At 63.0% G+C, this 25624-nt stretch carries 23 protein-coding genes; 16 read left to right on the plus strand and 7 right to left on the minus strand.

Going from position 1 to position 25624, the window contains the following annotated elements; translation table 11 throughout:
* The first annotated feature begins 54 nt into the window (after window positions 1-54).
* From GOEFS_RS09500 to GOEFS_RS09510, 3 genes are read left to right on the plus strand one after another with little or no spacing between them, the layout of a single operon-like run.
* Window positions 55-1383, plus strand: coding sequence for a glutamate-5-semialdehyde dehydrogenase (locus tag GOEFS_RS09500; protein WP_007317686.1), 1329 nt, complete (start codon window positions 55-57; stop codon window positions 1381-1383).
* Window positions 1383-2309 carry an AAA family ATPase gene (locus GOEFS_RS09505; RefSeq protein WP_007317687.1) on the plus strand — a complete coding sequence of 309 codons (927 nt, stop codon included), beginning with the start codon at window positions 1383-1385 and terminating at the stop codon, window positions 2307-2309. Before GOEFS_RS09500 ends, GOEFS_RS09505 begins: the two co-directional genes overlap by 1 nt.
* A gap of 6 nt (window positions 2310-2315) precedes the next feature.
* Entirely contained in the window at window positions 2316-3728 is a 1413-nt protein-coding gene (locus GOEFS_RS09510) for a vWA domain-containing protein (protein WP_007317688.1), read from the plus strand.
* Window positions 3729-3733: 5 nt separating this feature from the next.
* On the opposite strand, the gene GOEFS_RS09515 is transcribed toward GOEFS_RS09510, so the two are convergent.
* Window positions 3734-4723, minus strand: a complete 990-nt coding sequence (locus tag GOEFS_RS09515; RefSeq protein ID WP_040524849.1) for a glycerophosphodiester phosphodiesterase family protein — start codon at window positions 4721-4723, stop codon at window positions 3734-3736.
* A 232-nt stretch (window positions 4724-4955) separates the two neighbouring features.
* Between GOEFS_RS09515 and nadD the strand changes: the two genes are divergently transcribed.
* The 8 genes from nadD to holA all read left to right on the plus strand — a co-directional run bounded on the left by nadD (window position 4956) and on the right by holA (window position 12021).
* Window positions 4956-5627, plus strand: a complete 672-nt coding sequence (gene nadD, locus GOEFS_RS09520) for a nicotinate-nucleotide adenylyltransferase (protein WP_040524841.1) — start codon at window positions 4956-4958, stop codon at window positions 5625-5627.
* A gap of 48 nt (window positions 5628-5675) precedes the next feature.
* On the plus strand, window positions 5676-6074 hold the full coding sequence (rsfS, locus tag GOEFS_RS09525) for a ribosome silencing factor (protein ID WP_007317691.1): 399 nt from the start codon (window positions 5676-5678) through the stop codon (window positions 6072-6074).
* Window positions 6071-6769 carry a histidine phosphatase family protein gene (locus GOEFS_RS09530; protein WP_007317692.1) on the plus strand — a complete coding sequence of 233 codons (699 nt, stop codon included), beginning with the start codon at window positions 6071-6073 and terminating at the stop codon, window positions 6767-6769. The genes rsfS and GOEFS_RS09530 overlap by 4 nt, the downstream gene beginning before the upstream one ends.
* 48 nt (window positions 6770-6817) lie before the next feature.
* Window positions 6818-7588: a diglucosylglycerate octanoyltransferase gene (gene octT / locus GOEFS_RS09535; protein WP_050949852.1), complete on the plus strand. Its 771-nt coding sequence runs from the start codon at window positions 6818-6820 to the stop codon at window positions 7586-7588.
* Between the two features lie 21 nt (window positions 7589-7609).
* Window positions 7610-8464 carry a DegV family protein gene (locus GOEFS_RS09540; protein ID WP_007317694.1) on the plus strand — a complete coding sequence of 285 codons (855 nt, stop codon included), beginning with the start codon at window positions 7610-7612 and terminating at the stop codon, window positions 8462-8464.
* A gap of 104 nt (window positions 8465-8568) precedes the next feature.
* Entirely contained in the window at window positions 8569-9531 is a 963-nt protein-coding gene (locus tag GOEFS_RS09545; RefSeq protein ID WP_085949516.1) for a ComEA family DNA-binding protein, read from the plus strand.
* Entirely contained in the window at window positions 9528-11183 is a 1656-nt protein-coding gene (locus GOEFS_RS22835) for a ComEC/Rec2 family competence protein (RefSeq protein WP_007317696.1), read from the plus strand. Before GOEFS_RS09545 ends, GOEFS_RS22835 begins: the two co-directional genes overlap by 4 nt.
* Window positions 11065-12021: a DNA polymerase III subunit delta gene (gene holA / locus GOEFS_RS09555; RefSeq protein ID WP_245549811.1), complete on the plus strand. Its 957-nt coding sequence runs from the start codon at window positions 11065-11067 to the stop codon at window positions 12019-12021. The genes GOEFS_RS22835 and holA overlap by 119 nt, the downstream gene beginning before the upstream one ends.
* A 179-nt stretch (window positions 12022-12200) precedes the next feature.
* Here the strand turns inward: holA and rpsT are convergent, their stop codons facing one another.
* A complete protein-coding gene (rpsT, locus tag GOEFS_RS09560) occupies window positions 12201-12461 on the minus strand; it encodes a 30S ribosomal protein S20 (protein ID WP_007317698.1) in 261 nt (86 codons plus the stop codon).
* A 180-nt stretch (window positions 12462-12641) separates the two neighbouring features.
* Between rpsT and GOEFS_RS09565 the strand changes: the two genes are divergently transcribed.
* The 4 genes from GOEFS_RS09565 (at window position 12642) to GOEFS_RS09580 (ending at window position 17447) form a co-directional block, all read left to right on the plus strand.
* Complete coding sequence (locus GOEFS_RS09565; protein ID WP_040524852.1) at window positions 12642-13784, plus strand: hypothetical protein; 1143 nt, start codon at window positions 12642-12644, stop codon at window positions 13782-13784.
* Between the two features lie 135 nt (window positions 13785-13919).
* Complete coding sequence (locus GOEFS_RS09570) at window positions 13920-15647, plus strand: circularly permuted type 2 ATP-grasp protein (protein WP_007317700.1); 1728 nt, start codon at window positions 13920-13922, stop codon at window positions 15645-15647.
* Complete coding sequence (locus GOEFS_RS09575) at window positions 15634-16602, plus strand: alpha-E domain-containing protein (protein ID WP_007317701.1); 969 nt, start codon at window positions 15634-15636, stop codon at window positions 16600-16602. The genes GOEFS_RS09570 and GOEFS_RS09575 overlap by 14 nt, the downstream gene beginning before the upstream one ends.
* A complete protein-coding gene (locus tag GOEFS_RS09580; protein ID WP_007317702.1) occupies window positions 16599-17447 on the plus strand; it encodes a transglutaminase family protein in 849 nt (282 codons plus the stop codon). Before GOEFS_RS09575 ends, GOEFS_RS09580 begins: the two co-directional genes overlap by 4 nt.
* 169 nt (window positions 17448-17616) lie before the next feature.
* Here GOEFS_RS09580 and GOEFS_RS09585 read toward each other — a convergent pair whose 3' ends face one another.
* From GOEFS_RS09585 to GOEFS_RS09605, 5 genes are all read right to left on the minus strand, one after another.
* Window positions 17617-19194, minus strand: a complete 1578-nt coding sequence (locus GOEFS_RS09585) for a GMC family oxidoreductase (protein WP_007317703.1) — start codon at window positions 19192-19194, stop codon at window positions 17617-17619.
* A 2-nt stretch (window positions 19195-19196) separates the two neighbouring features.
* Window positions 19197-20711: an aldehyde dehydrogenase family protein gene (locus GOEFS_RS09590; RefSeq protein WP_007317704.1), complete on the minus strand. Its 1515-nt coding sequence runs from the start codon at window positions 20709-20711 to the stop codon at window positions 19197-19199.
* Window positions 20708-22837 (minus strand): choline BCCT transporter BetT, encoded by a 2130-nt coding sequence (gene betT / locus GOEFS_RS09595; RefSeq protein ID WP_007317705.1) that lies wholly within the window; start codon window positions 22835-22837, stop codon window positions 20708-20710. Before betT ends, GOEFS_RS09590 begins: the two co-directional genes overlap by 4 nt.
* A 128-nt stretch (window positions 22838-22965) precedes the next feature.
* Window positions 22966-23343 carry a DUF4189 domain-containing protein gene (locus tag GOEFS_RS09600; RefSeq protein ID WP_040524843.1) on the minus strand — a complete coding sequence of 126 codons (378 nt, stop codon included), beginning with the start codon at window positions 23341-23343 and terminating at the stop codon, window positions 22966-22968.
* A gap of 57 nt (window positions 23344-23400) precedes the next feature.
* Window positions 23401-24042, minus strand: a complete 642-nt coding sequence (locus GOEFS_RS09605; protein ID WP_007317707.1) for an alpha/beta hydrolase family protein — start codon at window positions 24040-24042, stop codon at window positions 23401-23403.
* A gap of 43 nt (window positions 24043-24085) precedes the next feature.
* Between GOEFS_RS09605 and lepA the strand changes: the two genes are divergently transcribed.
* A partial coding sequence (lepA, locus tag GOEFS_RS09610; RefSeq protein ID WP_007317708.1) for a translation elongation factor 4 occupies window positions 24086-25624 on the plus strand: 1539 nt, incomplete at its 3' end.

Consider the following 25624-nt stretch of genomic DNA (forward strand, 5'->3'; position numbering starts at 1 on the left):
GCGCGCGCGTTAGCCTAGAAAGATCTGTTCACGCAGCTTTGAGGCGAGGAATCAATGAGCGCACCCACCGTCGGACCGGAGACGGCCGATGATATCGACGGAACCGACATTACGGCGACGGTGATCGCGCAGGCTACAGCCGCGCGTACGTCGGCGCGTGACTTGGCCCGATTGTCGACCGCTGATAAGAATGCGGCGCTGCTCGCAGTCGCCGAAGCGATCGAATCCGAGCGTGACTCGATCCTGGCCGCCAACGCCAGCGACATCGAGCGAGCCGAGGCGGCCGGTACCGAGTCGAGCTTGCTCGACCGCTTGCGGCTCACCGCTGACCGTGTCACTGGAATTGCCAACGGGCTGCGCCAGGTGGCGTCGCTGGCCGATCCGATCGGCGAAGTGATCGCGGGGAAGACCCTGCCCAACGGTCTGCGACTGCGCCAGGTACGGGTGCCGCTTGGTGTCGTCGGCATCGTCTACGAGGCACGGCCGAACGTGACGGTCGATGCTTTCGGTATCGCCTTCAAGTCCGGTAACGCGGTGTTGTTGCGCGGGTCGTCTTCGGCCGCCCAATCCAACGCCGAACTGGTCCGAATCATTCGCCACACGCTTACCGCTCGAAAGATCGCTGCCGATGCGGTCGCTCTATTGCCCGCCCAGGATCGGTCCAGCGTCACCGCGCTCATCACCGCGCGAGGACTCGTTGACGTCGTGATTCCGCGCGGTGGCGCTGGCCTCATCAACGCCGTCGTCGCCAACGCGACGGTCCCGACGATCGAGACCGGGACCGGCAATTGCCACGTGTATGTCCACGCCGACGCCGACCTCGACGTGGCCACCAGGGTCATCGTCAATTCCAAGACTCGACGTCCCAGCGTCTGCAATACGGCAGAGACCGTGTTGATCGACGCCGCGATCGCCGCCGAAGCGGTGCCGCGGATTATCTCGGTGCTCCAGGCCGAAGGCGTGATCATTCACGGCGACGAGGCCCTGCTGGATTCGACTCGCTCGCTGGCGATCGGGGAGCAGGCGTTGATTCCCGCGACCGATGTCGACTGGGGCGACGAATACCTGTCGCTCGATATCGCAATGAAGACCGTTACGGATCTCGATGCGGCAGTCGCGCATATCGACCGGTGGGGCACTGGGCATACTGAGGCCATCGTTACCCGAGATTTGGCTGCCGCTACCGAATTCACCGATCGGGTCGATGCTGCCGCCGTCATGGTTAACGCGTCCACCGCGTTCACCGACGGGGAACAATTCGGGTTTGGTGCCGAGATCGGCATCTCCACTCAGAAATTGCATGCCCGAGGTCCGATGGGATTGTCCGAGTTGACGTCGACGAAATGGATTGTGTGGGGCGATGGACAGGTACGGCCAGTCTGATGAGTGATCACAAGGCTCCGTCATTCGAAAGTGCTCCGATCGTCTCGACTTTCGGCGACATCGCCGATGTCACAACACGATTGGAAGCAACGGGTTATCTCGCCGACGACGCGACGGCGACCGCGGCCTTCCTCGCCGACCGGCTCGGCAAGCCGCTGCTCATCGAGGGACCGGCGGGTGTCGGCAAAACCGAACTCGCACGCGCACTTTCGCTTGCCACCGGCGCCGAGCTGGTGCGGCTGCAGTGTTACGAGGGGATCGATGAGGCTCGGGCCCTTTACGAGTGGAATCACGCCAAACAGATCCTCGCGATCCAGGCCAGCGACAACCGTGACTGGTCCGAGACCAAGGCGGATATCTTCTCCGAAGAGTTCCTACTCCCACGTCCGCTACTCACCGCGATCTCCCGCACCGAACCGACGGTGCTGCTTATCGACGAGGTCGATAAAGCCGACGTCGACATCGAGGGCCTATTGCTGGAAATACTCAGTGATTTCGCGGTCAGTATCCCGGAGATGGGTACCGTCACGGCGACCCGGCGCCCCATCGTGATTCTCACGTCGAATGCGACCCGCGAACTTTCCGAGGCGCTGAAACGACGCTGTCTGTACCTGTTCATCGATTTCCCGGATCCGGTGCGGGAGAGGGCGATTCTCGCATCGCGCGTTCCCGAGCTGTCGTCGGCGCTGGCCGCCGAAATCGTACGGGTCATCGGGGTGTTGCGAACACTGGACATTCGGAAGAAGCCGTCGGTCGCCGAGACCATCGACTGGGGAAATACATTGTTGCAGTTGGGTGCTGACGGTTCCGATCGGAAGTTGACGTCGGGCAAACTCGATGATGGACTGATCGCGCGGACGCTCGGGGTGGTGCTCAAACACCGCCCCGACCTGAAAACCGCGCTGACCGAACTCAAACTCGGCTGATCAGTCGTGTCGACTACTGCATCACATCCCCTCGCCGAACATCTCACCGGCTTCGTCGAGGAGTTGCGTCGGCGCGGTATGGCGATCGGACCATCGCAACTAATCGATGCCGGTCAGGCGACTGAGGTCTTGGACCTGTTGAACCGCAATAGTTTTCGCGAGGGTCTGGCGGCGACACTGCTGCGCGACCAGACACATCGGGTGGTCTTCGACAAGACCTTCGATCTCTGGTTTCCGCTGGGCGTCGGAGCGCGCAGTGCGGCAACTGAGATCCCGCGTGACGATGATGGCGCCGTTGATATCTCGGCGCTACGTGAAATGCTGGCAGAGGTACTGGCCGACGATTCACCGGAGGCCCAGGCCCAGCAGGCCGCGTTGGTCGCGATGATCGTCGACGAGGTCGGGTCCTACGAATCGGCTCGGGGACAGGCATTTTCGGCATATCAAGCGCTGTCGGCGGTGAGCCCGCAGACGCTGATCGCGTCCATCGCAGCCGCGATGGCGGCCGGCGATGCACCCGAGCAGGGGAGGGCGGGCACACAGCCGATGTACCGCCGCGCCGCTGCTGATCGCGTCGCGCAATTGCGCGGGGAGATTGAGAGTGAAACGCAACGTCGGATGGCATTGCGCAACGGCCGTGACCGTGTCGCCGATTACGCGGTGCCAAAGCTCCCCGAGCATACGAATTTTCTGTCCGCGGGAGCAAAGGACCTCGCCGAGATTCGCCGCACGGTCGCTCCGTTGGCGCGACTTCTGGCCTCCCGCTTGGAGATCCGGCGCCGTCGGGCGCATCGGGGCGCCGTCGATGTGCGAAAGACATTGCGCGCGTCCATGTCTACCGGCGGTGTGCCGATTAATCTGAGCCATCGTAAGCCTCGTCCCGGACGACCCGAGCTGGTCATCATCTGCGATGTTTCCGGGTCGGTTGCCGGATTCTCCCAGTTCACCCTGCAATTGGTCTACGCACTTCGGCAGCAATTCGCCAAGGTCCGGGTATTCGCCTTCGTCGATACCGTCGACGAGGTGACCGACTACTTCGATCGCGGTAACAGCGACGAGCGGTTCGGTGAAGTGATGACCGCGATGATCACGCAGGCGCGGATCAGTACGCGGGACGGGCATTCGGATTACGGAAACATGTTGCGCGGCTTTGCCGAAGAGTATCTGGACTCCCTGACTCATCGCGGTGCGTTGCTCATCCTCGGCGATGCCCGCAACAACTATCACCACCCGCGTACCGAAAGCCTGCGGGATCTGACCGAACGAGTCCGCCACGCCTACTGGCTGAACCCCGAAGAGAAGAGCAACTGGGGTGGCGGCGATTCCGAAGCAGACGAGTATGCCGAGGTCATCGAGATGCACGAATGCCGCACGGCCAGTCAACTGGGCAAGGTCATCGCGGACTTGTTGCCGGTCTGAGTTCGTTAATACTTGCGGGGCAACACCATTCCGCGCTTAGCCATCAACGCCCGCAACTTCGTCGGGTAGTCGGTGATGATGCCATCGGCCCCGGCGTTGATCTGTGCGGTCATCACGTCTTCGTCGTTGATGGTCCACGGGATCACTTTGAGTCCGGCCGCGTGGGCGCGACGAATGAACGGGGCGTCGGCGACTAGGCGGAAACCGCGGTCGGAGGTGGTCTGACCGGACGGGTTGGAGTAGCCGGGCGAGAGGATCGACGCACCGACCTGCTTAGCTCCGGCTATCGGATCACCGTGTACCGCAGCATAATTGACCGGACCGAGCCACGCCGAGTTCGGCTTCCACGTGGTCTCGTCCCACAGCGCGACAGTCTTGATAGACGGGTCGGCGAGTTTCACCAGTGGCAGGGAACGCCAATCGAAACTCTGGATCGTGGCATTGGGTTTGCGATGCAGAACTCGTTGCGCGGAACGCAATTCGTTGAGGATGACCGCGACGAATTCGATCGGCGTCGCCGAGTCCGCACGCTTCTCGGCCTCGATCTTGGTTTCGATATTGAACCCGACGTTCCGCGCACCTAACCGGCCCGCGAGGGCGAAAACCTCAGCGAGAGTTGCGATTCGATTTCCGGCGACCGGATGTGCGGTGGGAAACTTCTCCAGCACCTTGGCGCATACAAGCGTTTCCAACTGGGCCAGCGTGAGATCGTGCACCAGTTTGCCGACGTAGGGGAATTGCGGGTCGCCGGGTCGTGCTGGTTTGGTGTCGGCGCATTTGTCGGCCTGGATTTTTGGATCGTGCCACACGAGCGGCTGGTGATCGCGGGACACCACGATGTCGAGTTCGAGGGTGCTGACCCCGAGGCGTAGCGCCGCGGCAAATCCGGCCAGAGATTCTTCGGTGTGCTCGCCGCGACCGCCGCGATGCGCTTGCAAGTCAAGCACCCGACCGGCGCTCAGACCCGGTGCCGCGGACGCCGCGCCAGCGCCCACGTCGAGCAGCGCCGTACCGGCGGTGATCGTCGCGACAGCACAGATGATGGTCAGTAGGGAACGCAGACGAGTGATTCTCACGAGGCCGAACGATAGGGGGCGCCATCTGTACCGGCAACCGGGAGAACGGTCACTGCCCGAAGATGTCAGATGTTGTTCACCGCTGCGTCGTACAAGGCGTGGCGACGGTGGGAAAACGGCCGCATTGAGTGTCCGAGTAATGTCAGCTCTCATGTCAGGAGCCAGACGGCGTCGCATCGGTGTCATGGGTGGGACCTTCGATCCGATTCACAACGGGCATCTCGTCGCCGCGAGCGAGGTGGCCCACCGCTTCGAGCTGGACGAAGTGATCTTTGTGCCAACCGGACGACCCTGGCAGAAGAGCCAGCGTGAGAAGGTTCCGGGCCGGCGGCCGGTGAGTCCAGCCGAAGATCGGTATCTCATGACGGTGATCGCGACGGCGTCAAATCCACAGTTCAGTGTCAGTCGAGTGGATATTGACCGCAAGGGTGACACCTACACCGTCGATACGTTGCGTGATTTGCGTGCGGTACTTCCCGATGCCGAGTTGTTCTTCATCACCGGAGCAGACGCCTTGGAGTCGATCCTCTCGTGGCAGGACTGGGAGGGTCTGTTCGAACTGGCGCACTTCGTCGGTGTCAGTCGCCCCGGTTACGAACTGAACGCGACACACCTGGCCGCGCATCTGGAAGCGCTCCCGCCCGATACCCTGCAGATGTTGGAGATTCCGGCGCTGGCGATCTCGTCGACCGATTGTCGCGAGCGTGCTCGCGCCGGGCGGCCCGTCTGGTACCTGGTGCCCGACGGCGTCGTGCAGTACGTCAACAAGCGACAGCTTTACCGGCCACCCCGTGCATCTTCGCCCGGTGTGTCAGCACCGTAGGTGCACCCGCTACCGGCGTCACAACGCCGGTCAACCGAAAGGAGTCGCGTGACAGCTTCACCAGAGGCGCTGGAGATGGCACGGGTCGCCGCATTGGCAGCCGTCGACAAACTCGCCCACGAAGTGACCGTCATCGATGTGTCCGAGCAGCTCGTCATCACCGACGCGTTCGTCATCGGGTCCGCGGACAATGAACGTCAGGTCAACGCGATTGTCGATGAAGTCGAAGACAAGCTGCGCGAGGCGGGCCACAAGCCGGTACGCCGTGAAGGGGCTCGCGAGGGGCGTTGGTCGCTACTCGACTACACCGATGTCGTGGTGCATATCTTCCACGCCGACGAGCGCGAGTTCTACGCGCTGGAGCGGCTGTGGAAAGACTGCCCGGTGGTCGAGGTGCCGGGCCTTGAGCAGGCTGCTGAATCGGACGCGGCGGGTGAGGACGTATGAGCGGCGGGCCCGACGAGCACGACACCAGCGTTGAGCGGTTGACCCCGGTGGTGCGTCGCCTAATTCTGTTGCGCCACGGGCAGACCGAGTTCAATGCGGACAGTCGGATGCAGGGGCAACTCGACACCGAACTATCGCCGGTCGGCGAGGATCAGGCGCGTCGGGCGGCCGCCGCGTTGGCGGTACGCACCCCGCGCGCTATTTGGTCGTCGGATCTACAGCGCGCCCGGCTGACCGCGGAGGAATTGTCGTCGGCGACCGGTGTCCCGCTGACCATCGATGATCGGCTGCGTGAGACGTACCTCGGCGAGTGGCAGGGCAAGACGCATGTCGACGTCGACGCGGCGTTGCCCGGTGCACGACGTACCTGGCGTGATGACGCGACGTGGGCGCCGCCGGGTGGCGAGAGTCGGGTTAACGTCGCAACGCGGGCAACCCCCGTTGTCGCGGATCTCCTTGCGGTACTTCCTGATTGGGGGTCGGGAGATTCGCCGGAGGCTCCGGTGGTACTGGTCGCCCACGGTGGTGTGATTGCCGCGATGACGGCGTCGCTATTGGGCCTGCCACAAGCGAATTGGTCGGTCTTCGGCGGTCTCGCCAACACCGGCTGGGTTCAATTGAGCGGTCACAGCTTCGACGGTGAGCCGCCCGTCTGGCGACTCGATGTATGGAACGCGACGGCGGAGGGCGTGTAGATAGTGCCCAGTGTGGCGGGCGCCGGGAGCGGGGCGAGCGGGCCCAGTGTGGCGGGCGCCGGGAGCGAAGCGAGCGGGCCCGATTTTGCAGCCGCCGGCAGCATCGTCGTCTTATCGGATTCGCTGGCGTATTACGGTCCGAAAGGCGGCTTGGCCGCCGACGACCCGTCCATCTGGCCCAATAGGGTCGGGGCCGCGGTGGGGCGCCGGGTTGAGTTGTTCGGCCGGATCGGCTGGACCACGCGTGATGTGTGGTGGGCGCTTACCCAGGACCCGCGTATCTGGGCGGCGCTACCCACCGCCGATGTCGTGGTACTCGCGATCGGCGGAATGGACAGTCTTCCGTCACCGCTGCCAACCGCGCTGCGTGAACAGATCCGCTACCTGCGACCGTCGCGATTGCGGGCCGCGGTGCGTGACGCATATGGCTGGCTTCAGCCTCGGCTTTCGCCGTTGGGCTGGCCGATGGCGCTACCGCCCCGCATCACCGTCGAGTACCTGGAGAAGGTGCGCGGTGCGATTTCGCAATTGCGTCCGGACCTGCCGATTGTGGTCTGCCTGCCATCGACGCATATCAGTCCGTATTACGGCAGAGTGCACGCCGGTCGGGTACCGACAACGGCTGCGATGCGGCGGTGGGCGGCCGACCATGACCTGGTCACCGTCGATTTCTATCCGACGACCCGGGACGCTTTCGCCGATCCGGCTTCGGGGATGAATCCCGACGGTATCCACTGGGGCATCAAGTGTCACGCCGCGATCGCCGAGGTAACCGTGCCCGCTGTGTCGTCGGTATTGGCTGACCGTCGGGTCGGCTGACCCACCGACTAATCTGAACGGGTGCCAGTTGTCGTCGTCACAGATTCCTCCGCGCGGTTGCCGCAATCACTCGTCGAGCGGTACCGGATCAAACAGGTTCCGTTGCATCTGACGGTCAACGGCGTCGATTACCGCGAAGGCGTCGACGATATCCCCGATGACATTGTGACCACGCCGGGTGTGACGACGTCGGGAGCGATCCCTAATGACTTGGAGACGGCGTTCGGCGAGGCGATCGACGAGAGCGACGGCGACGGCGTGGTAGCCGTCCATATGTCCCGTCGACTGTCGGGCACATGGAGTGCCGCGCGGTTGGCCGCCGAACAGTATTCGGGGCAGGTTCGGGTCGTGGATTCGAGGTCTGTGGGTCTGGCGGTGGGGTTTGCGGCGCTCGCCGCGGCGCAGGCCGCGGCCGCCGGTGGCGACCGGGATCGCGTGTATGAGGAGGCGATCCGGGAATCGGCGATTGTCGAATCGTTAATGGCCGTGCAGAATTTGGAGAATCTGCGCAACAGTGGGCGGATGAGCGCGGCGAGCAAACTATTGGGCTCCGCGCTGTCCATCAAACCGATCCTGCATACCGTTGATGGGTCGCTGGTGCTGCGCGAGCGGCATCGAACCTTCTCCAAGGCTCTGGCGAAGATGCTCGATGCCGCGGTCGAGGTGTCCAAGGGCACCGAGATCACCTTGGGTATCCAGCATTGCCAGGCACCCGACCTCGCCGAAGACGTGCGCGCCAAACTTGCCGAACGCATCCGCAAGATCACCTCGACGGTCGTCGTGGATCTGGGACCGATTCTGGGCTGCCATGTGGGACGAGGTGCGGTGGGTGTGGTGATCGGGTCACGCTTGGAACCGTTGACAATCGACGAGTAACCGTATTCGCCACGGGTTGTCCACAGTCCTAGGTTGTGCACAGGGCGCTGAGATTCGAGGCCGCGAATGTCTGATCGGTCGGCCCGCATCTTTACGGTGTCGTCATGGGGAGGAACGAACAGCTTCGTGAGTCGTCGCTGAGTCGACTCGGGCCGGTGTATCAGCGGCCCGGGATGCCGAATGACGACCAACCGGAATCCGTCGAATCCCGCCCTGATGATGAGTCTTCGGGACGGTTTGGGATCGGTGCGTTGCCGTCATGGCTTGCGCCGCAAGAAGATTCCGAGGATCTATCACCGGATTCGGTCCGGGATTTACTCGACGGTGACGATCCCGATCGGCTCGTGGTCAGCGACGACCACCTGCCACATCGAGTACTACCAGCGCCACCGGCTGCGCTGGCGCTGGTAGTTGTCGGGATACTCGCGGTCGTCGTCGCCGCAGTCGTGATGGTACGCAATACGCCCGCCGACATTGGGCCGGTCAACTTCCCGTCGTCGGCCGGTCCAACCGCGTCGCGTGTTCCTCTTTCTACGAAAGTTGCCGGCGAGCAGTCGGCTCCGTCGTCGGCGACGACGGCGAGGTTGGTGATCAGTGTCGTCGGGTTGGTTCATCGACCGGGCCTGGTACACCTTCGGCCCCAGGCGCGTATCGCTGATGCTCTGGCGGCGGCCGGTGGCCCGCGACCCGGAGCAGATCTGTTGTCGCTCAATCTCGCTCGTCCCCTTCACGACGGCGATCAGATCATCGTCGGATTCAGCGGCGACGGTAATCGTCGCGCGATGCGCAGTGCGGTCATCGCCGCTGACGAGGCCGGCCTGCCAGGTCCGGGTGGGCAGCCCGTACCGGAAGCCGACCTGCCGAGCGGGGCGTCCGGCAAGGTGGATTTGAACACCGCCACGGCGGCTCAGCTCGATGCGCTGCCCGGGGTAGGGCCGGTTACCGCAGCCGCGATTATTGAGTGGCGCAACCGAAATGGCCGATTTACCTCGGTCGATCAACTCGCGGAAGTCGAGGGTATTGGGCCGGGGCGACTGGCCAAGCTACGCGACAAGGTGACCGTATGACGCCGAGTGTGGGGACAACGGCATTGTCGTCCAACGACTTTCGGTTGATCCCACCGGCGCTTGGATGTTGGGCCATAACTGCGGTGGCACTGTTGCTACCCTCGCCTGTCACCCTATGGCTGGTGATTGGCTGCGTGGCGTTATGTGTCATGTTCGTTGGAAGGGCTGTCGTAGTCGCGGAGCGTTGGCCGGTGACCGCGATGATTATCGCGACCGCGGGATTGGCCGCGGGCGTTGGCAGCGTGTTGCTACTACGGATCGGTGTTGTTGAACATCACCGGCTGGGTGCCGAGATCGGTCACCGTACAACGGTGGTCGTGGCGGTGACCGACGACCCGCAATGGTTGGCCCCCAACGGTTCTCGGCTTCGTGTCCGGGTCTCGGTGTGGGCCGTCGGGCGCGACGGCGCTGGCCATCCGCGTCGCGTTCGATCGGCCGACGCCGTCGTTTTCGTAAGCGGTGCACTCCGTGGTGACTGGGCGATAGTCTCACCCGGTCAGCGGCTCGAAGCAGTTGTCGCAGTGCGTGCTCCACCCGGACATGACCTGACGGTCGCCACACTCAACGCGACGTCGGCGCCGACGATGCTCGACGCTGGACCGGCCTATCTTCAAGTGTCGGCGGCGATACGTTGGCGCTTCGCGCAAGTCGCTCAGCGGGCATTACCGAGCGAACAAGCCGGTCTGCTCCCCGGCTTGGTCCTTGGTGACACCTCCGGCGTCGACGATGCCGTGCGTGACGACTTTCGGGCCGCGAGTCTGTCGCATCTGCTCGCAGTATCTGGCGCGAATTTCGCGTTGATCACCGGCGCGGCGATTCTATTGGTCGCGTTCGCAGGCGCGGGTCCACGCACCACCGCGATCATCGGCATAGTAGTGATCGTCGGCTTCGCCGTTGTGGTCCGGCCGTCGCCGAGTGTAGTGCGCGCGGCGGGGATGGGGATCGTTGGCGTACTCGCATTGATGATGTCTCGACGCTCGCATGCGATGCCGGCGTTGGGCACGGCCATCATCGTCGCGCTGTTGTGGTGGCCGTCGATGGCGCTCGATGCCGGCTTTGCGATGTCCGTTGCTGCCTCGGCCGCGTTGATCGCGTGCGGTGGTCCATGCGCGGAATGGCTTCGCGCCCATCGGATTCCTAACGGACTGGCTCAGGTGTTGGCGATGGCGGTGATCGCTCAGTTGGCAACCGCACCGGTTGTGGCCATGATTAGTGGCCGCTTCAGCGTGGTCGGCGTGCTGGCCAATATCGTTGTCGCGCCGGTTCTGGGCCTGATCAGTGTCTTCGGCGCGATCGCGGCAGTTGCCGCGTCATGCGGTCCGGTCGGCCAGATATGTGCGGAGCTCGTGATCCGAGCGCTGGAGCCGGAGTTGTGGTGGATGCTCGCGTGCGCGCGGACATTGGGTAACCAGGGGTGGGGCGCAATTCCGGTTCCCGACGGTATGGTCGGCGCGCTGCTGGTGGCCGTATTGAGTGCGGCCATCGCCGGACTCGTCAGGGGTCTCTGGCAGCATAGGCGGGGTGGTAGACCGCTTGCACCTCTTGCTCGGCGACGACGACTTTCTCGCTGGACGGGTAATCAGTTCCGTGACGGACCAAGCCAGCAGAGAAGCGGGCGAGCAGGTGCCGGTCACCCGGATCCGGGCGGGTGAGGTCACCGAACACGAATTGGCCGAACTGCTGAGCCCGTCCCTCTTCGCCGAAGAACGCATCATTGTGCTGGAGGCCGCGGCCGAAGCTGGAAAAGAACCGGCCGCGTTGATCGCATCGACGGCTACGCAACTGCCCGAGGGGGTCACCCTGTTGGTGATGCATAACGGCGGTGGCCGTGCGAAGTCGATGGCACCGGCGTTGCGGAAGGCAGGGGCCGTCGAACACGACTGCGTCGCGCCGAGATGGCCATCGGACCGGGTGAAGTTCGTCGCGCAGGAATTCCGGAACCTGAACGTGAAGGTATCGTCCACGGTCGCCGAGCAATTGACGCAGAGTGTCGGCGGTGAGTTGCGCGAACTGGCCGCGGCCTGCAGCCAGTTGGTTGCCGACACTGGCGGCAAGATCGACGCGGCCGCGGTGACGCTCTATTACTCCGGACGGCCGGAGGTGACTGGCTTCGAGATCGCCGACCAGACTGTCACTGGGAATCGTGCTGGTGCGCAGGAGTCACTCGCGTGGGCGATTCATCATGGCGTGCCACGGGTACTGCTTGCTGACGCTCTGGCCGAGGCGGTGCACGGTATCGCCCGTGTGCGGTCGTTGGGATCGGTTGACCAGTACTCGGCGGCGTCGGAACTTGGTATGCCGCCGACTCGGGTCAAGAAGCTGCAGGCGCAGGCCCGCGCCTGGGATTCGGACTCGATCGCCAGCGCCTTGGTGGTGGTGGCTCAGCTCAACGCCGACGTGAAAGGCCAAGCTGCCGACGCCGACTTCAGTCTGGAGCACGCTGTCGCCCAGATCGCTGAGTTGCGGCCGAGTCGCGACCGGCGCGGGTAGACGGGGTGTATCAAGTGAGAACGAAAACAAACCGGTCCCGATAGACCGCGCAGATGCTCCAGCCGCATCCATGCCGCTGATTGGGGGGACCATCCGGGCGGCAATGCCGACGCCAAAACCCCGTGTGACTGCGTGGGAGTCACACGGGGTAGCGGGAAAAGCTTGTGTCGAGCGCTATTTCAGAGCTTGTTGACGGCGATGGCCATCGCCGACTTCTTGTTGGCAGCCTGGTTCGGGTGGATAACACCCTTGGAGGCTGCCTTGTCGAGCTGACGGCTGGTGCTGGTCAGCAGGGTAGCGGCGGCGTCCTTGTCGCCGGAGGCAACGGCCTCGCGGAAGGTGCGGATCGCGGTACGCAGGGTCGACCGCGCCGACTGATTGCGACGTCGGGCCGCCTCGTTGGTGCGGATCCGCTTAACCTGCGACTTGATATTTGCCACGCGTTTCTACCCTTTTCGTATTGCTCGTGATGAGTGCTACTGATACGAACCCGCACGGCTATGCCGGAGTTCGACGGTCAGCGGTCTACTTTACCTCGTGAGCGCGTAGCGCCCAAATCGGCGATGAGCGACGGTGGACGCCGAATATTTTCGCTCATCGTGATCGCTATGGTTGACACCATGTCTGCGGTCTATGTGCACGTCGGTCTACCTAAAACCGGGACTACCCATCTGCAGGACCGGCTGTGGCGTAACCGCGATATCGCACTTCGGTCTGCCGGTTTGCTCTATCCGGGTAATGCTATCGATGATCACTTCCACGCGGCCGTACATTTGCAGCCCGAACGCTATCTCGATTGGGTCGACCCGGCGCATGCCTCGGTATGGCCGACGATGATCGCGCAGATGCGCGGTTGGTCGGGGAACTCGCTGCTTTCGCACGAGTTATTCGCCACTGCTACTGCCGAACATGTCGAACGGCTGGTAGCCGATCTGTCCTTCGCGGACGAGATTCACGTGGTGGCGACCGTGCGGGATCTGGCACGGCAACTGCCGTCGGTCTGGCAGGAGAATGTCAAGAATCAACGTCGGGCCACACTCGACGAATTCGTAGCGCGGGTCGCCGCCCACGTCGACGACCCAACTCTGTCGGTCGGCGAGGAGGGGCCCTTCTGGGAGTTTCAGGACTATCTGACGATTCTGAAACGCTGGGAGAAATTCGTACCCGCGCGCCGGATCCATGTCGTCACGGTGCCGTCGAAAGGGTGCGGCGGGACGACACTGTGGGAACGGTTCCTGGCCGCATTGCATGTTGATCCTGCCCAACTGACCAAGACGGTGCCGACATCGAATGCGTCGTTGTCGGCCGCGCAGAGCGAATTCCTGCGGCAACTCAACGACCGGTTGCAGCCTGACGCGATCGAGTGGGCGCGTTACGAGCGGGTGGTCAAGGGACAGTTGATCGGCGACATCCTCTTCGCGGAGCCAGTCGGCAGACCCGCGGAACTTGCTCAACCGCAACGCAATTGGGCCGCGCAACACTCGGCGTCGATGATCGCGAGGTTGGCCGCGGCGGGATACGACATTGTCGGGTCACTCGATGATCTGACGGTATCGACGTCGGCTTCGGTCGACGGAGATGCCGAGACCACCGACGCCGACGTCGTCGGGGTGGCACTGGACACCATCGCCGAACTGGTCAAGCGGGCACCGATGCCGCGCGTGCGGCCGCGTTGGGAGACTAAGGCGCGGAACGTCGTTAGACGGGGACAGCGTAAAGCGATTGCCGCGCTCGGTCGGGACCGGCCGAAATCTGCACTCTGAACCCCGGCCGGGGGACTGGGCCCGTCGCCGCAGGCTCACCGCGCGGTTTTCAGTTATCCAAATCCCGAATGTTACGACACCTGGCCGTAATCTATTCGCAATGCGCGCCGCCTGACTTTGTTGCACGATGAACCGATGAACGCCGCGATCGCACAGGACACCAGGACCAAGAACGCAGCGAAGCGATCGAAATCTGGCGGTGACAAGGACAAGTCGTCGAAGGACAAAGCATCGCGGGACGACTCCGACGCGGCAGAGATCTTCGCGGCATACGCGGCACAAACGCCGCGCGCTTCGACGGCGTATGACGAGATGTTCGATGCGTCGGGTGGTGTACGCGCACCCTATCGCGGTGTTTTTCGGGCGATGGCAGCCAGTGACAGCGGCGATATTCAGGCGAGAGTCGACGCACTCGGTCGCGCCTTCATCGATCAGGGCATCACCTTTTCGCTGTCCGGCAAGGAACGGCCGTTCCCGCTCGACGTCCTGCCTCGGGTGCTGTCCGCAGCCGAGTGGGCGAAGCTGGAAACCGGTATCGCACAACGCGTTACCGCGTTGGAGATGTTCCTCGACGACGTCTACGGCGACCAGCAAATCCTGCGCGACGGCGTGGTGCCCAAACGACTTGTGGTGTCCTGCGAGCACTTTCATCGGCAGGCCGCCAATATGCGGCCGCCGAACGGCGTGCGTATCCACGTGGCTGGTATCGACCTCATTCGGGACGAGAAGGGCGAGTTCCGGGTTCTCGAAGACAACGTGCGGTCCCCGTCGGGAGTGTCCTATGTGATGACCAATCGTCGGACGATGGCCCGGGTCTTCCCAGATCTGTTCTCCTCCTACCGAGTTCGTCCGGTTGCCGACTATCCCGGTCATCTTCTTCGTGCCCTGCGCAAGGCCGCGGTGGTCAACGAGTCGGACCCGACCGTCGTCGTGCTGACCCCCGGCGTCGCCAATTCCGCATACTTCGAGCATTCACTGCTGGCCAGACAAATGGGCGTCGAATTGGTCGAGGGGCGCGACCTGTTCTGCCGCGACAACGTGGTCTACATGCGCACCACCGACGGGGAACAGCGGGTCGACGTGATCTACCGACGGATCGACGACGAATTCCTCGACCCGATGCAGTTCCGTCCCGATTCGATGCTGGGCGTGGCGGGGTTGGTCAACGCGGCGCGTGCCGGCAACGTCGTGATCTCCAGCGCGCTGGGAAACGGTGTCGCCGACGACAAGCTGATTTACACCTACGTCCCCGAGATCATCGAGTATTACCTCGGCGAGAAACCGTCCCTGTCGAACGTCGACACGCTGCGCTGCTGGCTGGATCCCGAATGCGAGGAAGTACTGGATCGCATCGACGAGTTGGTGGTTAAGCCGGTCGACGGGTCCGGCGGGTACGGAATTGTCTTCGGTCCAGACGCCACTAAGGATGAGCTCGCCACGATGACCCGCAAGATCCGCGCCAATCCGCGCGGCTGGATCGCGCAACCGGTGGTGCAACTGTCGACGACGCCGACCAAGATCGGCGACGCTCTGGTGCCGCGGCATATCGATCTGCGGCCATTCGCGGTCAACGACGGTGACTCGATCTGGGTACTGCCCGGCGGGCTCACCCGGGTCGCATTGCCCGAAGGGTCGCTGGTGGTGAACTCCAGTCAGGGCGGCGGTTCAAAGGACACCTGGGTGTTGGCATCGCGGACGGCGCCGAAGGAGGCGCAGCACGATGGCGACGAAGTGGTGGCCGAGTCGGCGGTGAAACAACCTACGCCGGCGGCATCGGGACCGGATCTGTCGAACATGCAACAGCAGCAACAACAGCAGCAACAGAGTTCGCGGTCGGGAGGTCAGTGCCATGTTGGCGCGTAACGCCGAATCGCTCTACTGGATCGGTCGCTATGTCGAGCGGGCCGATGATATCGCCCGGATACTCGACGTGGTCGTACATCAACTTCTGGAAGAGCCGACGACCGATCCGAACCGCGCTGCACGATTGGTGCTGCAAGTACTCGGATTCGATCCCACGACGTCGGATGGCTGGGACGTCTGGTCGTTGGCGGAGTACGTCGCCTACGATCGCGGCGTCACCGGATCGATCGCCGACCTCATCGCTTCGGCGCGCGAAAATGCCCGTGGCGCAAGGGAAGTCACATCGAGTGAGATGTGGGAATGTCTGAACAGTACCTACAACGGGCTGTCCGACGCGGAGCGTCGAGCGCGGCGGCTCGGCCCGCACGAGTTTCTGGCCTATGTCAAAGACCGAGCGGCGATGTTCGCAGGCCTGGCTGATGCGACCCTGTCCCACGACGACGGCTATCGCTACCTGTTGGTCGGTCGGTCGGTGGAACGTGTCGATATGACGGTGCGCATGTTGCTCTCCCGCGCGGGCGATCGGAACAGTTCGCCGTCGTGGGTGAGCGTGCTGGTCTCGGCTGGGGCACATGACACTTACTTGAGAACCTATCGAGGTCTACTCGACGCCGATCACGTGGTGGAGTTCATGGTGCTCGACCGATTGTTCCCCCGGTCGGTCTTCCACGCGTTGCGCGTTGCCGAGATTAATCTCGCCGAACTGGAGAAGCGGCCGAGCCGGGTTGGTGAGCAATCCAAGGCGCTGCTGATGCTGGGCCGGGCTCGAAGTTCGCTGGAATTTCTGGAGCCTGGACTGTTGCTGGTGGATCTGGAGTCCCGGCTCCTCGATATTCAAGCGATGTGCCGGGAAGTAAGTGAAGCCATTTCCGCCGACAATTTCCATGTATCGCAATATGTTTCCTGGGCCGACGCCAATGCGCGGCCGTCTATCGCCACACAGGAGTCTCGATGACAGCGCGCCTGCGAATCGTGCATGCCACCGGATTCGCCTACAACGGCCCGGTCACCTCGTCATTCAACGAAGCGCGACTTACACCGCGAAATGACCATCGCCAGAACGTGATCGTCGACCGCGTCGAGACGGCTCCCGCCTCGCGTCAGTATCGCTACACCGACTACTGGGGCACCATCGTCACTGCCTTCGACCTTCACGCGCCACACGAAGAGCTCGAAGTGTCGGGCACCTCGGTGGTCGAGACCGAGAACGAGAACATTCCCGATGTCGCGGCGGCAACCGAGTGGGAAGAATTGCGCGGCGACTATGTCCTCGACCGATACGACGAAATGCTCACGCCCACAACGTATGTGCCGAAGAATCGGACGCTCGCGTCAGCCGCTAAGAAGTTGGCGAAAGGACGCACACCGGCCGAAGCTGTTCTCGCGGTCGCCCAGTGGGTACACGCTGAGATGGACTACGTACCGGGCACCACGGGCGTGCACACCACTGCCGTCGAAGCGTGGAAGGAACGCAAAGGTGTCTGTCAGGACTACGCGCATCTGACCCTGGTGCTGCTGCGCAGTCTCGGCATTCCGGCCCGGTATGTGTCGGGATATCTGCATCCGCGCTCGGTTGCCGAAATCGGCGAAGCCGTCGAAGGTGAGAGTCACGCGTGGGTGGAGGCATGGACCGGCGCGTGGTGGGGAATCGATCCGACCAACAACAAGCACATCACCGAGTTACATATCGGCGTCGGAGTGGGGCGGGACTATTCGGATGTACCACCACTTAAGGGGATCTACACCGGCGCCGGAGCATCGGATCTTGATGTGGTAGTTGAGATTACGCGGCTGGCGTGAGGCGGCGATGAAGTTAGCCGGTCGCCTGTCATCGGGAAAATCGTCCGAATAGTTGCCGGGCAAGGGCATATTGCCCTCGCCAGCCAACTATTCGGACGAATTTCACGGGTCGGGGGTGACGGGGGCGTCGGGCGCGGACCCGACGCCGAGCTGATCCCGCGACTATCGCCTATGCCCAGTCCGCCTTGATCAATTCCGCGCACCGTTCGCCCACGAGCATCACGGTGATATTGGGATTGACTGTGGTGTGCTCGGGAAAAACCGAGGCGTCGGCTACCCGTAGCCCGCGGGTGCCCTTCACCCGCAACTGGGGATCGAGCGGGGAGAGCGGGTCGTCGGGCGCGCCCATCCGAACCGAACCGGCCGGGTGATAGACGGTGTTATGCGTCCGGCGGATGTAGTCGGCCAACTCGGCGTCGGTGGTTGCCTCCGGTCCGGGATACAGTTCACGCGCAACCCATTCGGATAGTGGTGGCGCGGAGGCGATTTCGCGGGCCTTGCGAATACCCGCGATCATCACCCGCATATCGTGGCCTTCCGCGTCGGTGAAATAGCGAGGATCGACACGCGGCTTATCCCGGAAGTCGCGAGAGCGCAGCCGCACGGTCCCTCGTGAACGAGCGTGTGTCACATTGGGAGTCAGACAGAAGGTGTTCTCCGACGTCGGATAACCCTGCCGCAGAGTATGCATATCGAACGGCACACTGCCGTAGTGCATCATCAGGTCCGGGCGGTCGAGGCCGTCGACCGTGGTGGTGAAGACGCCGATCTCCCACCACTGAGTGGATTCGGTGACCATCGGCCGCGCGGCCTCGAACCCGATGACCCCTTCGGGGTGATCTTGTAGATGTTCGCCGACGCCGGGGGAATCCACGAGTACGTCGATTCCGTTCTCGCGCAGATGTTCTGCCGGTCCGATACCGCTGAGCATCAGTAGTTTGGGTGAGTCGATCGCGCCGGTCGACAGGATGATCTCACGGGCGGCTGTCAGCGTGGTCGTGCGGCCGAAGGCGTTGTCGGTGATATCGACCCCGACCGCGCGCGGCGTTGCTGCGTCGTCGAAAAGGATTCGCTTGCACCATGATCCGGTACGGATAGTCAGATTCGGGCGTTCAAGGATGGGATGGAGGTAGCTGACCGACGACGACGCGCGAACGCCATCGGCGCGACGATTGATCTGAAAGAAGTTGGCGCCGTTGGTCACCGTCGTATTCGCATTGAACGCCGCGCGGGGGATACCGACCGACTCGCACGCGTCGAGCAGGGCGACCCCGCACGGATCACGTGGCTCGACGGTCATCAGATTCACCGGACCGTTGCGCCCGTGGTGATCACCGGGTGCGTCGTTCGTCTCGATCCGCTGATAGAGCCGATAGACGTCGTCGGCTCCCCAGCCGGTGGCTCCATGATCGTCGCGCCAGGAGTCCAGATCCTCTCTCGGTGCCCAGAAGGCGATGCAGCTGTTGTGAGAACTGCAGCCGCCCAACACTTTAGCGCGCGCATGTCGCATGAAGGAGTTGCCATTCTCCTGGGGTTCGATCGGATAATCCCAGTCGTAGCCGGATTCCAGGAGGTTCATCCATTGGTCGAGCCGCAGGATGGCATCGTCGTCGACGTCACTGGGACCGGCCTCGACCAGGCACACGCGTACCGACGTGTCCTCCGAGAGCCGTGCGGCGATCGCCGCACCGGCAGACCCGCCGCCGATGATGACGTAGTCGTATTCGGTGGAAGTATCAGTGCTCATACTCAGTCCTCCCGGTTCGCGAACCAGCCGGTGACGGCGGGGCGCAGATTCTCGTAGACATGTTTTGCTTCGCGGTACTCGGCAAGACCGGCCGGCCCCAATTCGCGTCCGATACCCGAAGCGCCGAATCCGCCCCATTCCGCCTGGGGCAGATACGGTCCGAAGTCATTGACCCACACCGTGCCGTGGCGTAGCCGTGCGGCGACTCGTCGGGCGCGCGCGCTGTCCGAGGACCACACCGCTCCGGCGAGACCGTATTCGGTGTCGTTGGCGATGGCCACGGCCTCGTCTTCGTCGGTGAAGGTTTCGACGGTGACGGTCGGGCCGAATGCTTCGTCGTGGACGCAATCCATTTCGCGAGTGGCGTGATCGATTACGGTCGGCTCGTAGAAGAAGCCGTCGTCGAGCGACCCCGACCCAGCATCACCAGTGGCGAAGCGTCCGCCGATAGCGATCAGCGCTCCCTGTTCTCGGGCCCGTTCGACATATGTGTGCACTTTGTCGCGATGAGCGGCCGAGATCAGCGGACCGGTCTCGGTGCCTTCGGCGAAGGGGAGGCCGAGACGAATTCCGTTGGCCCGCCGTACTAACTCGGCCACGAATCGGTCCCGGGCCGATTCTTCGACGATGAGCCTGGCACCCGCCGAGCACACCTGGCCCGAATGCAGGAACGCGGCATTGAGGGCGTTGTCGACACTGGCGGCCAGTCGTTCGGGCGTATCGCACGCGTCAGCGAAAACCACGTTGGGATTCTTGCCGCCCAGTTCGAGAGCAACCTTCTTGACTGTCGATGCGGCGGCCGCCGCGATGACTCGACCGGTAACCAAACCGCCGGTGAAGGAGACCAGGTCGACGTCGATGTGCGACGAGAGTGGAGCTCCGGCAACGGCTCCCGCGCCCAGCACCAGGTTGGCGACCCCCGGTGGCAACCCTACCGCCTCGAGTACTTCCATCAACAGGATCGCGGTGTGCGGAGTCAGCTCGGCCGGCTTGAGGACGAAGGTATTTCCCGCGACGAGTGCGGGCGCGACCTTCCACGCGGCCTGGAGTAGCGGGTAGTTCCACGGGGTGATGAGGCCGCACACGCCAACTGGTTCATAGACGATGCGGGAATCGATATCGGGTGACCCGGCGTCGACGATCCTTCCGCTCTCGGCGACGGCCAGCTTCGCGAAATAACGGAAGCAGGCGGCGATGTCCGCCATGTCAATCTCTGACTCCGACAGGCGTTTTCCGGTGTCAAGTGTCTCGGCCCGCGCGAAATCGTCTCGACGGGAATCGATCTCGTCGGCGACCCGGAGCAGCAACGCGCTGCGTTCCCCCGTCGATGTGCGTGGCCACGGACCGTCGTCGAAAGCGTGTCTAGCTGCCGCGATGGCGGCTTCGGTATCGGCGGCACTGCCCTCGTCGACTATGCCGACCAACGATCCGTCTGCGGGACAGCGGATTTCGCGGGTACCGCCGTCGGCGGCGGTACGCCACAGGCCGTCGATGAAGAGTGTGCCCGTTGCGGTCATGGGGTGGTTACTCCTTCGTCTAGGTCGTCGAGGTTGTCGCGGTCAAGGCCGGACGAGTCGCGAGAATCCGATTGTGTCCGGCGTAGATGGAGATATCCCAGGTGTCGCTCGTATTGGTCCAAGATGTCGCCGATGACCTGTTCCACCGTATAGCCGTTGAGCGAATAGCCTTGTGCGCCCTCGGTGAGATACACCTCGCAACGGAAGTAGCGATCGGTGGCACGGCTGGTGCGAACGGCGTAGGTCGGCGCGATCGATGAGATGGCGCCGACCGAGTATTCGAAGACCGGCTCGCCCGCGAGGTCGATCGTCAGTTTTGGCGTGGGAAGGCCGTTCTCGTCGACGTCGGTGCTGACCGATGCCTCGACGCCGGAGTTTCGCAATTCGTCGGCGACCGTCATCATCGACTGTGTCACAGTCGATTTCAAGAACTTCTCGGTGGCGTTCGCGCCCGGATACTGCAACGTCGCGAGTAGTCTGCGCCGCCACAGGGCGCCGTCGCCACCAGACGGGCGTCCCGCCGCGATCGCTTTGGGAAGGGCGGCGCGAAAACTGTCGGTCTTCACGGTTTCCTGCCGCAGCGCGCGTAGTAGTGCGAGGCCGACCAGAGCGAGCACGAATGAGAACGGCAATCCCATGATGATGGTCGCCTTCTGCAAGGTAAGGATCGATCCTTCGGCTCCCGCGAAAAGCATGGCGAGAGTCAGGAGGCCGATGGCACACGACCAGAAGATGCGGTTGGCTTTGCTGCAGTCTTCCAACGGGTCCCGCAGGCGCGAGGTGAAGTTGCCCATTACCAGGGCACCCGAATCGGCACTCGTCACGTAGTACAGCAACCCGGTGATGGTGGCGATGCCCAGAAGAAGTGGTGCACCAGGGTACTTCTCGAGGAGGTCGTAGAAGCCCTGCTCAGGTTTGGTAGCGGTGGTATTCGCGAAATCCTTATCGCCACGGGCGACTTCGAGGGCACTGTTACCGAAGATCGATACCCAAAGCAGGATGAAGCCGAACGGCACCGTGAGGACGCCGGCGACGAACTGCCGGACGGTGCGGCCACGCGAGATTCGGGCGAGGAACAGTCCGACGAATGGAGTCCACGCCACCCACCACGCCCAGAAGAACAGAGTCCACGAGTTGAGCCATTCGGTTGGCGCGTCCCACGCCATCGTGTTCAACGTTCGATCGGCGAAGGTCGACACATAGTCGCCGGTGTTCATCACGAGTGCGTTGAGCAAGAAGGAGGTCTTTCCGGTCACCAAGATGTAGACCAGAAGAACAAGGGACAGAATGACATTCAGCTCGGAGAGGCGTCGGATACCTTTGTCGACACCCGACGTCGCCGACGCGGTCGCGATGATCACCGACAATACGATCAGGCCGATCTGGGTCGCCTTTCCCTGCGACATGCCGAACATCTCGTGCAAGCCATATGCCAGTTGAACGATTCCGATGCCCAGCGACGTCGCGATACCGAAGATGGTGCCGAGTACCGCCGCCACGTCGATGGTGTCGCCGACCGCGCCGTTGACTCGTTTTCCGATGATCGGGTACAGCACGGAGCGGATCGTCAGCGGCAGGTTCTTCCGAAACGCGAAGTACGCCAACGCCGCACCCATAAGCGCGTACATCGCCCAGCCGCTGATGCCGTAGTGAAACAGCGTCCAGGTCACCGCGTCGGCCGCGGCCGCGTTGGTTTCTCCCGGTCCGACCGGCGGATTGAGATACTGAGTCACCGGTTCGGCGACCGAGAAGAACATCAGATCGATCCCGATACCGGCCGCGAACAGCATTGCCGTCCAGGTGAAAAGGCTGTACTCCGGACGTGATTCGTCGGGGCCGAGGCGGATCTTCCCGTACCGGCTCATCGCGACGAACAGTACGACGGCGACTATCGCGGTGGCCAACAAGAAGTACCACCATCCGAACCACTCGGTGATGAAGGTGACGACGTTGGTGATTACGCGGTCGGCCGAACCCGGGGCGATCAGTGCCCATACGGCCAGGGCCAGGACAATCGCGGCCGCGATGAGAAAGACGCGCGGATTGACCGACTGCCAGCCTCGGCTCAGGCCTCCTCGGTCGGACTGTGGCGGATGATCGACTGTCGGTACTTCGACATCACTCATGAACTTCGACGTTACAAGAGCACGACATGCCTTACTGCCCGGTTGGGGCGGATGGGTTCGGCGATCGATCTGCTACGGAACGAATCGCACCGGTGGCCCGGGAAGTTGTGATCGCTCGCAGGATTTGGTCAGCGGGTCGTGCAGGCATATGCCGCGACGATCCCGCGGCCCGGTACACGACTCAGCGCGGCTCGTTCGGCGGCTCGGCGCGTCGGGTAGCCCCGTGACTGGCCCGAATGCCGACCGTCTCGCGAATAGGCGACCGCGCCACAGGAGTTGTAGAAGGTGAAATACCCGCAGTGCGCGCCACAACGGCGTACCACGGCATTCCGGGCGGCGGGTTCGCTGCCATAGTCGACCGCGGTGGCGGTGTTTCCATCCCAGTCATAGGCGATGGCGCCCCAGTTGTAGGGGGCGGCCTGGGCTGGGGTGGCAACCAATGTTGTCGCACCAACCGCGGTAATGGCTGCGATTCCGAATGTGGCGAGTAAACGTCGAGTGGTCATGTTCGACACCGTAAGTCACCGATTCACCTGGTGAAAGCCAACTATCGTTCGCGCGAATTACATGCCGATCAGCAGGTCCAGCGCGGCATCGACGGCCAATTGGGCGACATTGGTACGCGCTGGGTTGAGACTGTGCGGCGCCTTGACGGTCACAATCTGCGATTGGGCATCGATCAACTTCGTCGCTTCCCGTAGCTCGTCGGAGGACGCGAATGGGTCGCTACTGCCGTGGATCACCAGCGTCGGCACGGTGATGGACGGTAAGTGCTCGGTCCGCAGTCGATCCGGTTTGCCCGGCGGGTGCAGTGGATAAGAGCTGAGAAAGAGACCTGCGGCGAGCGAGGCGTCGTCGGCGATCAGCATCGATGCCTGACGGCCACCGTAGGAATGCCCGCCGACGATCAGTGGTCCATCCGACAAACTGCCGAATAGTGCGCACGCCGCCGCGATTCCGGCTCGATCAGCCGCCGCCGTCGATGGGCTCGGCGGTCCCTTCGGCCGGCGTTGCCGGTAGGGCAGATCAATTCGGGCTACGGCCACGCCTCGCGACACGAACTCGTCGGCATAGGCGCGCAGGATCGCGGCGTCTCGGTTGCCGCCCGCGCCGTGCGCCAGAACGACCGTTGCCAGCGCGGTGGTAGCGGGGCGATGAACGCTGGCAACCACACCGTCGTCGACGACCTCTTCGAGTTCAGCCACGGGTCCACCCTAAACAGTCCGGAAACGTCGTCGGGCGCTGCTCGTGACAAAATGGACCCCGACGCCGCTGGAGGAGTTCCAGCCATACGAGGGAGCAGCAGAGATTTCCAGTTTCGCCGATACGACGTTCACCGATCCAGACCGGATCCGGAACTTTTGCATCATCGCGCACATCGACCACGGAAAATCCACGCTGGCCGACCGGATGCTGCAGCTCACCGGGGTGGTGGAGGAGCGTGCCATGCGTGCCCAATACCTCGACCGGATGGATATCGAACGCGAACGCGGCATCACCATCAAGGCGCAGAACGTTCGGCTGCCGTGGCAAGTGACTGACGCCGACGGGGCTACCACCGACTATGTGATGCACCTGATCGACACCCCGGGGCACGTCGACTTCACCTATGAGGTCAGCCGTGCTCTCGAAGCCTGTGAGGGTGCGGTCCTGCTCGTCGATGCCGCGCAGGGCATTGAAGCGCAAACACTCGCCAATCTGTATCTGGCGATGGAGAACGACCTCACAATTATCCCGGTCCTCAACAAAATTGACCTACCGGCCGCCGACCCCGATCGCTACGCCGGCGAAATCGCGCACATCATCGGCTGTGAGCCCGACGAGGTGCTGCGGGTCTCGGGCAAGACCGGCGCCGGCGTGGCCGAATTGCTCGACGCCGTGGTGGCTCAGATACCCGCGCCCGTCGGTGATTCCGACGCCCCCGCTCGGGCGATGATCTTCGATTCCGTTTACGACACCTATCGCGGCGTCGTCACCTATGTGCGAGTCGTCGACGGCAAGATCGTCCCGCGCGAGAAAATCAAGATGATGTCGACCGGTGCGACGCACGAACTGCTCGAAGTCGGCATCGTCTCGCCGGAGCCGAAACCCACCAAAGGGCTGGGCGTCGGTGAAGTCGGCTATCTCATCACCGGTGTCAAGGATGTGCGGCAGTCGAAGGTCGGTGACACGGTGACCACCGCGCGCAATGGCGCGGAGCAAGCACTCACCGGGTATCGGGAGCCGCAGCCGATGGTCTTCTCGGGCCTGTATCCCCTGGACGGTTCGGACTATCCAGTGTTGCGCGAAGCGTTGGAGAAGCTGCAACTCAACGACGCCGCACTGACCTTTGAGCCGGAAACGTCTGTGGCACTTGGCTTTGGCTTCCGGTGCGGCTTCCTCGGACTACTGCATATGGAGATCACTCGCGAACGGCTGGAGCGTGAGTTCGGTCTTAATCTCATCTCCACCGCGCCCAACGTCGTGTACCGGGTGGTGATGGACGACGGCACCGAACATATAGTCACCAACCCATCCGATTGGCCGGACGGTAAATCGAGGGAAATTTGGGAGCCGATTACCAAGAGCACGGTGATCGCTCCGAGTGAATTCGTCGGCGCGATTATGGAACTGTGCCAGTCGCGACGCGGCGAACTCGGTGGCATGGACTATCTTTCGGAAACCCGCGTCGAACTTCGATACACGCTGCCGATGGCGGAAATCATCTTCGACTTCTTCGACGCGCTGAAGTCGCGGACCCGCGGGTATGCCAGCCTCGACTACGAAGAGTCCGGCGAGGCCCAAGCC

It is taken from the genome of Gordonia effusa NBRC 100432 (genome assembly GCF_000241305.1).
Taxonomy (GTDB): domain Bacteria; phylum Actinomycetota; class Actinomycetes; order Mycobacteriales; family Mycobacteriaceae; genus Gordonia; species Gordonia effusa.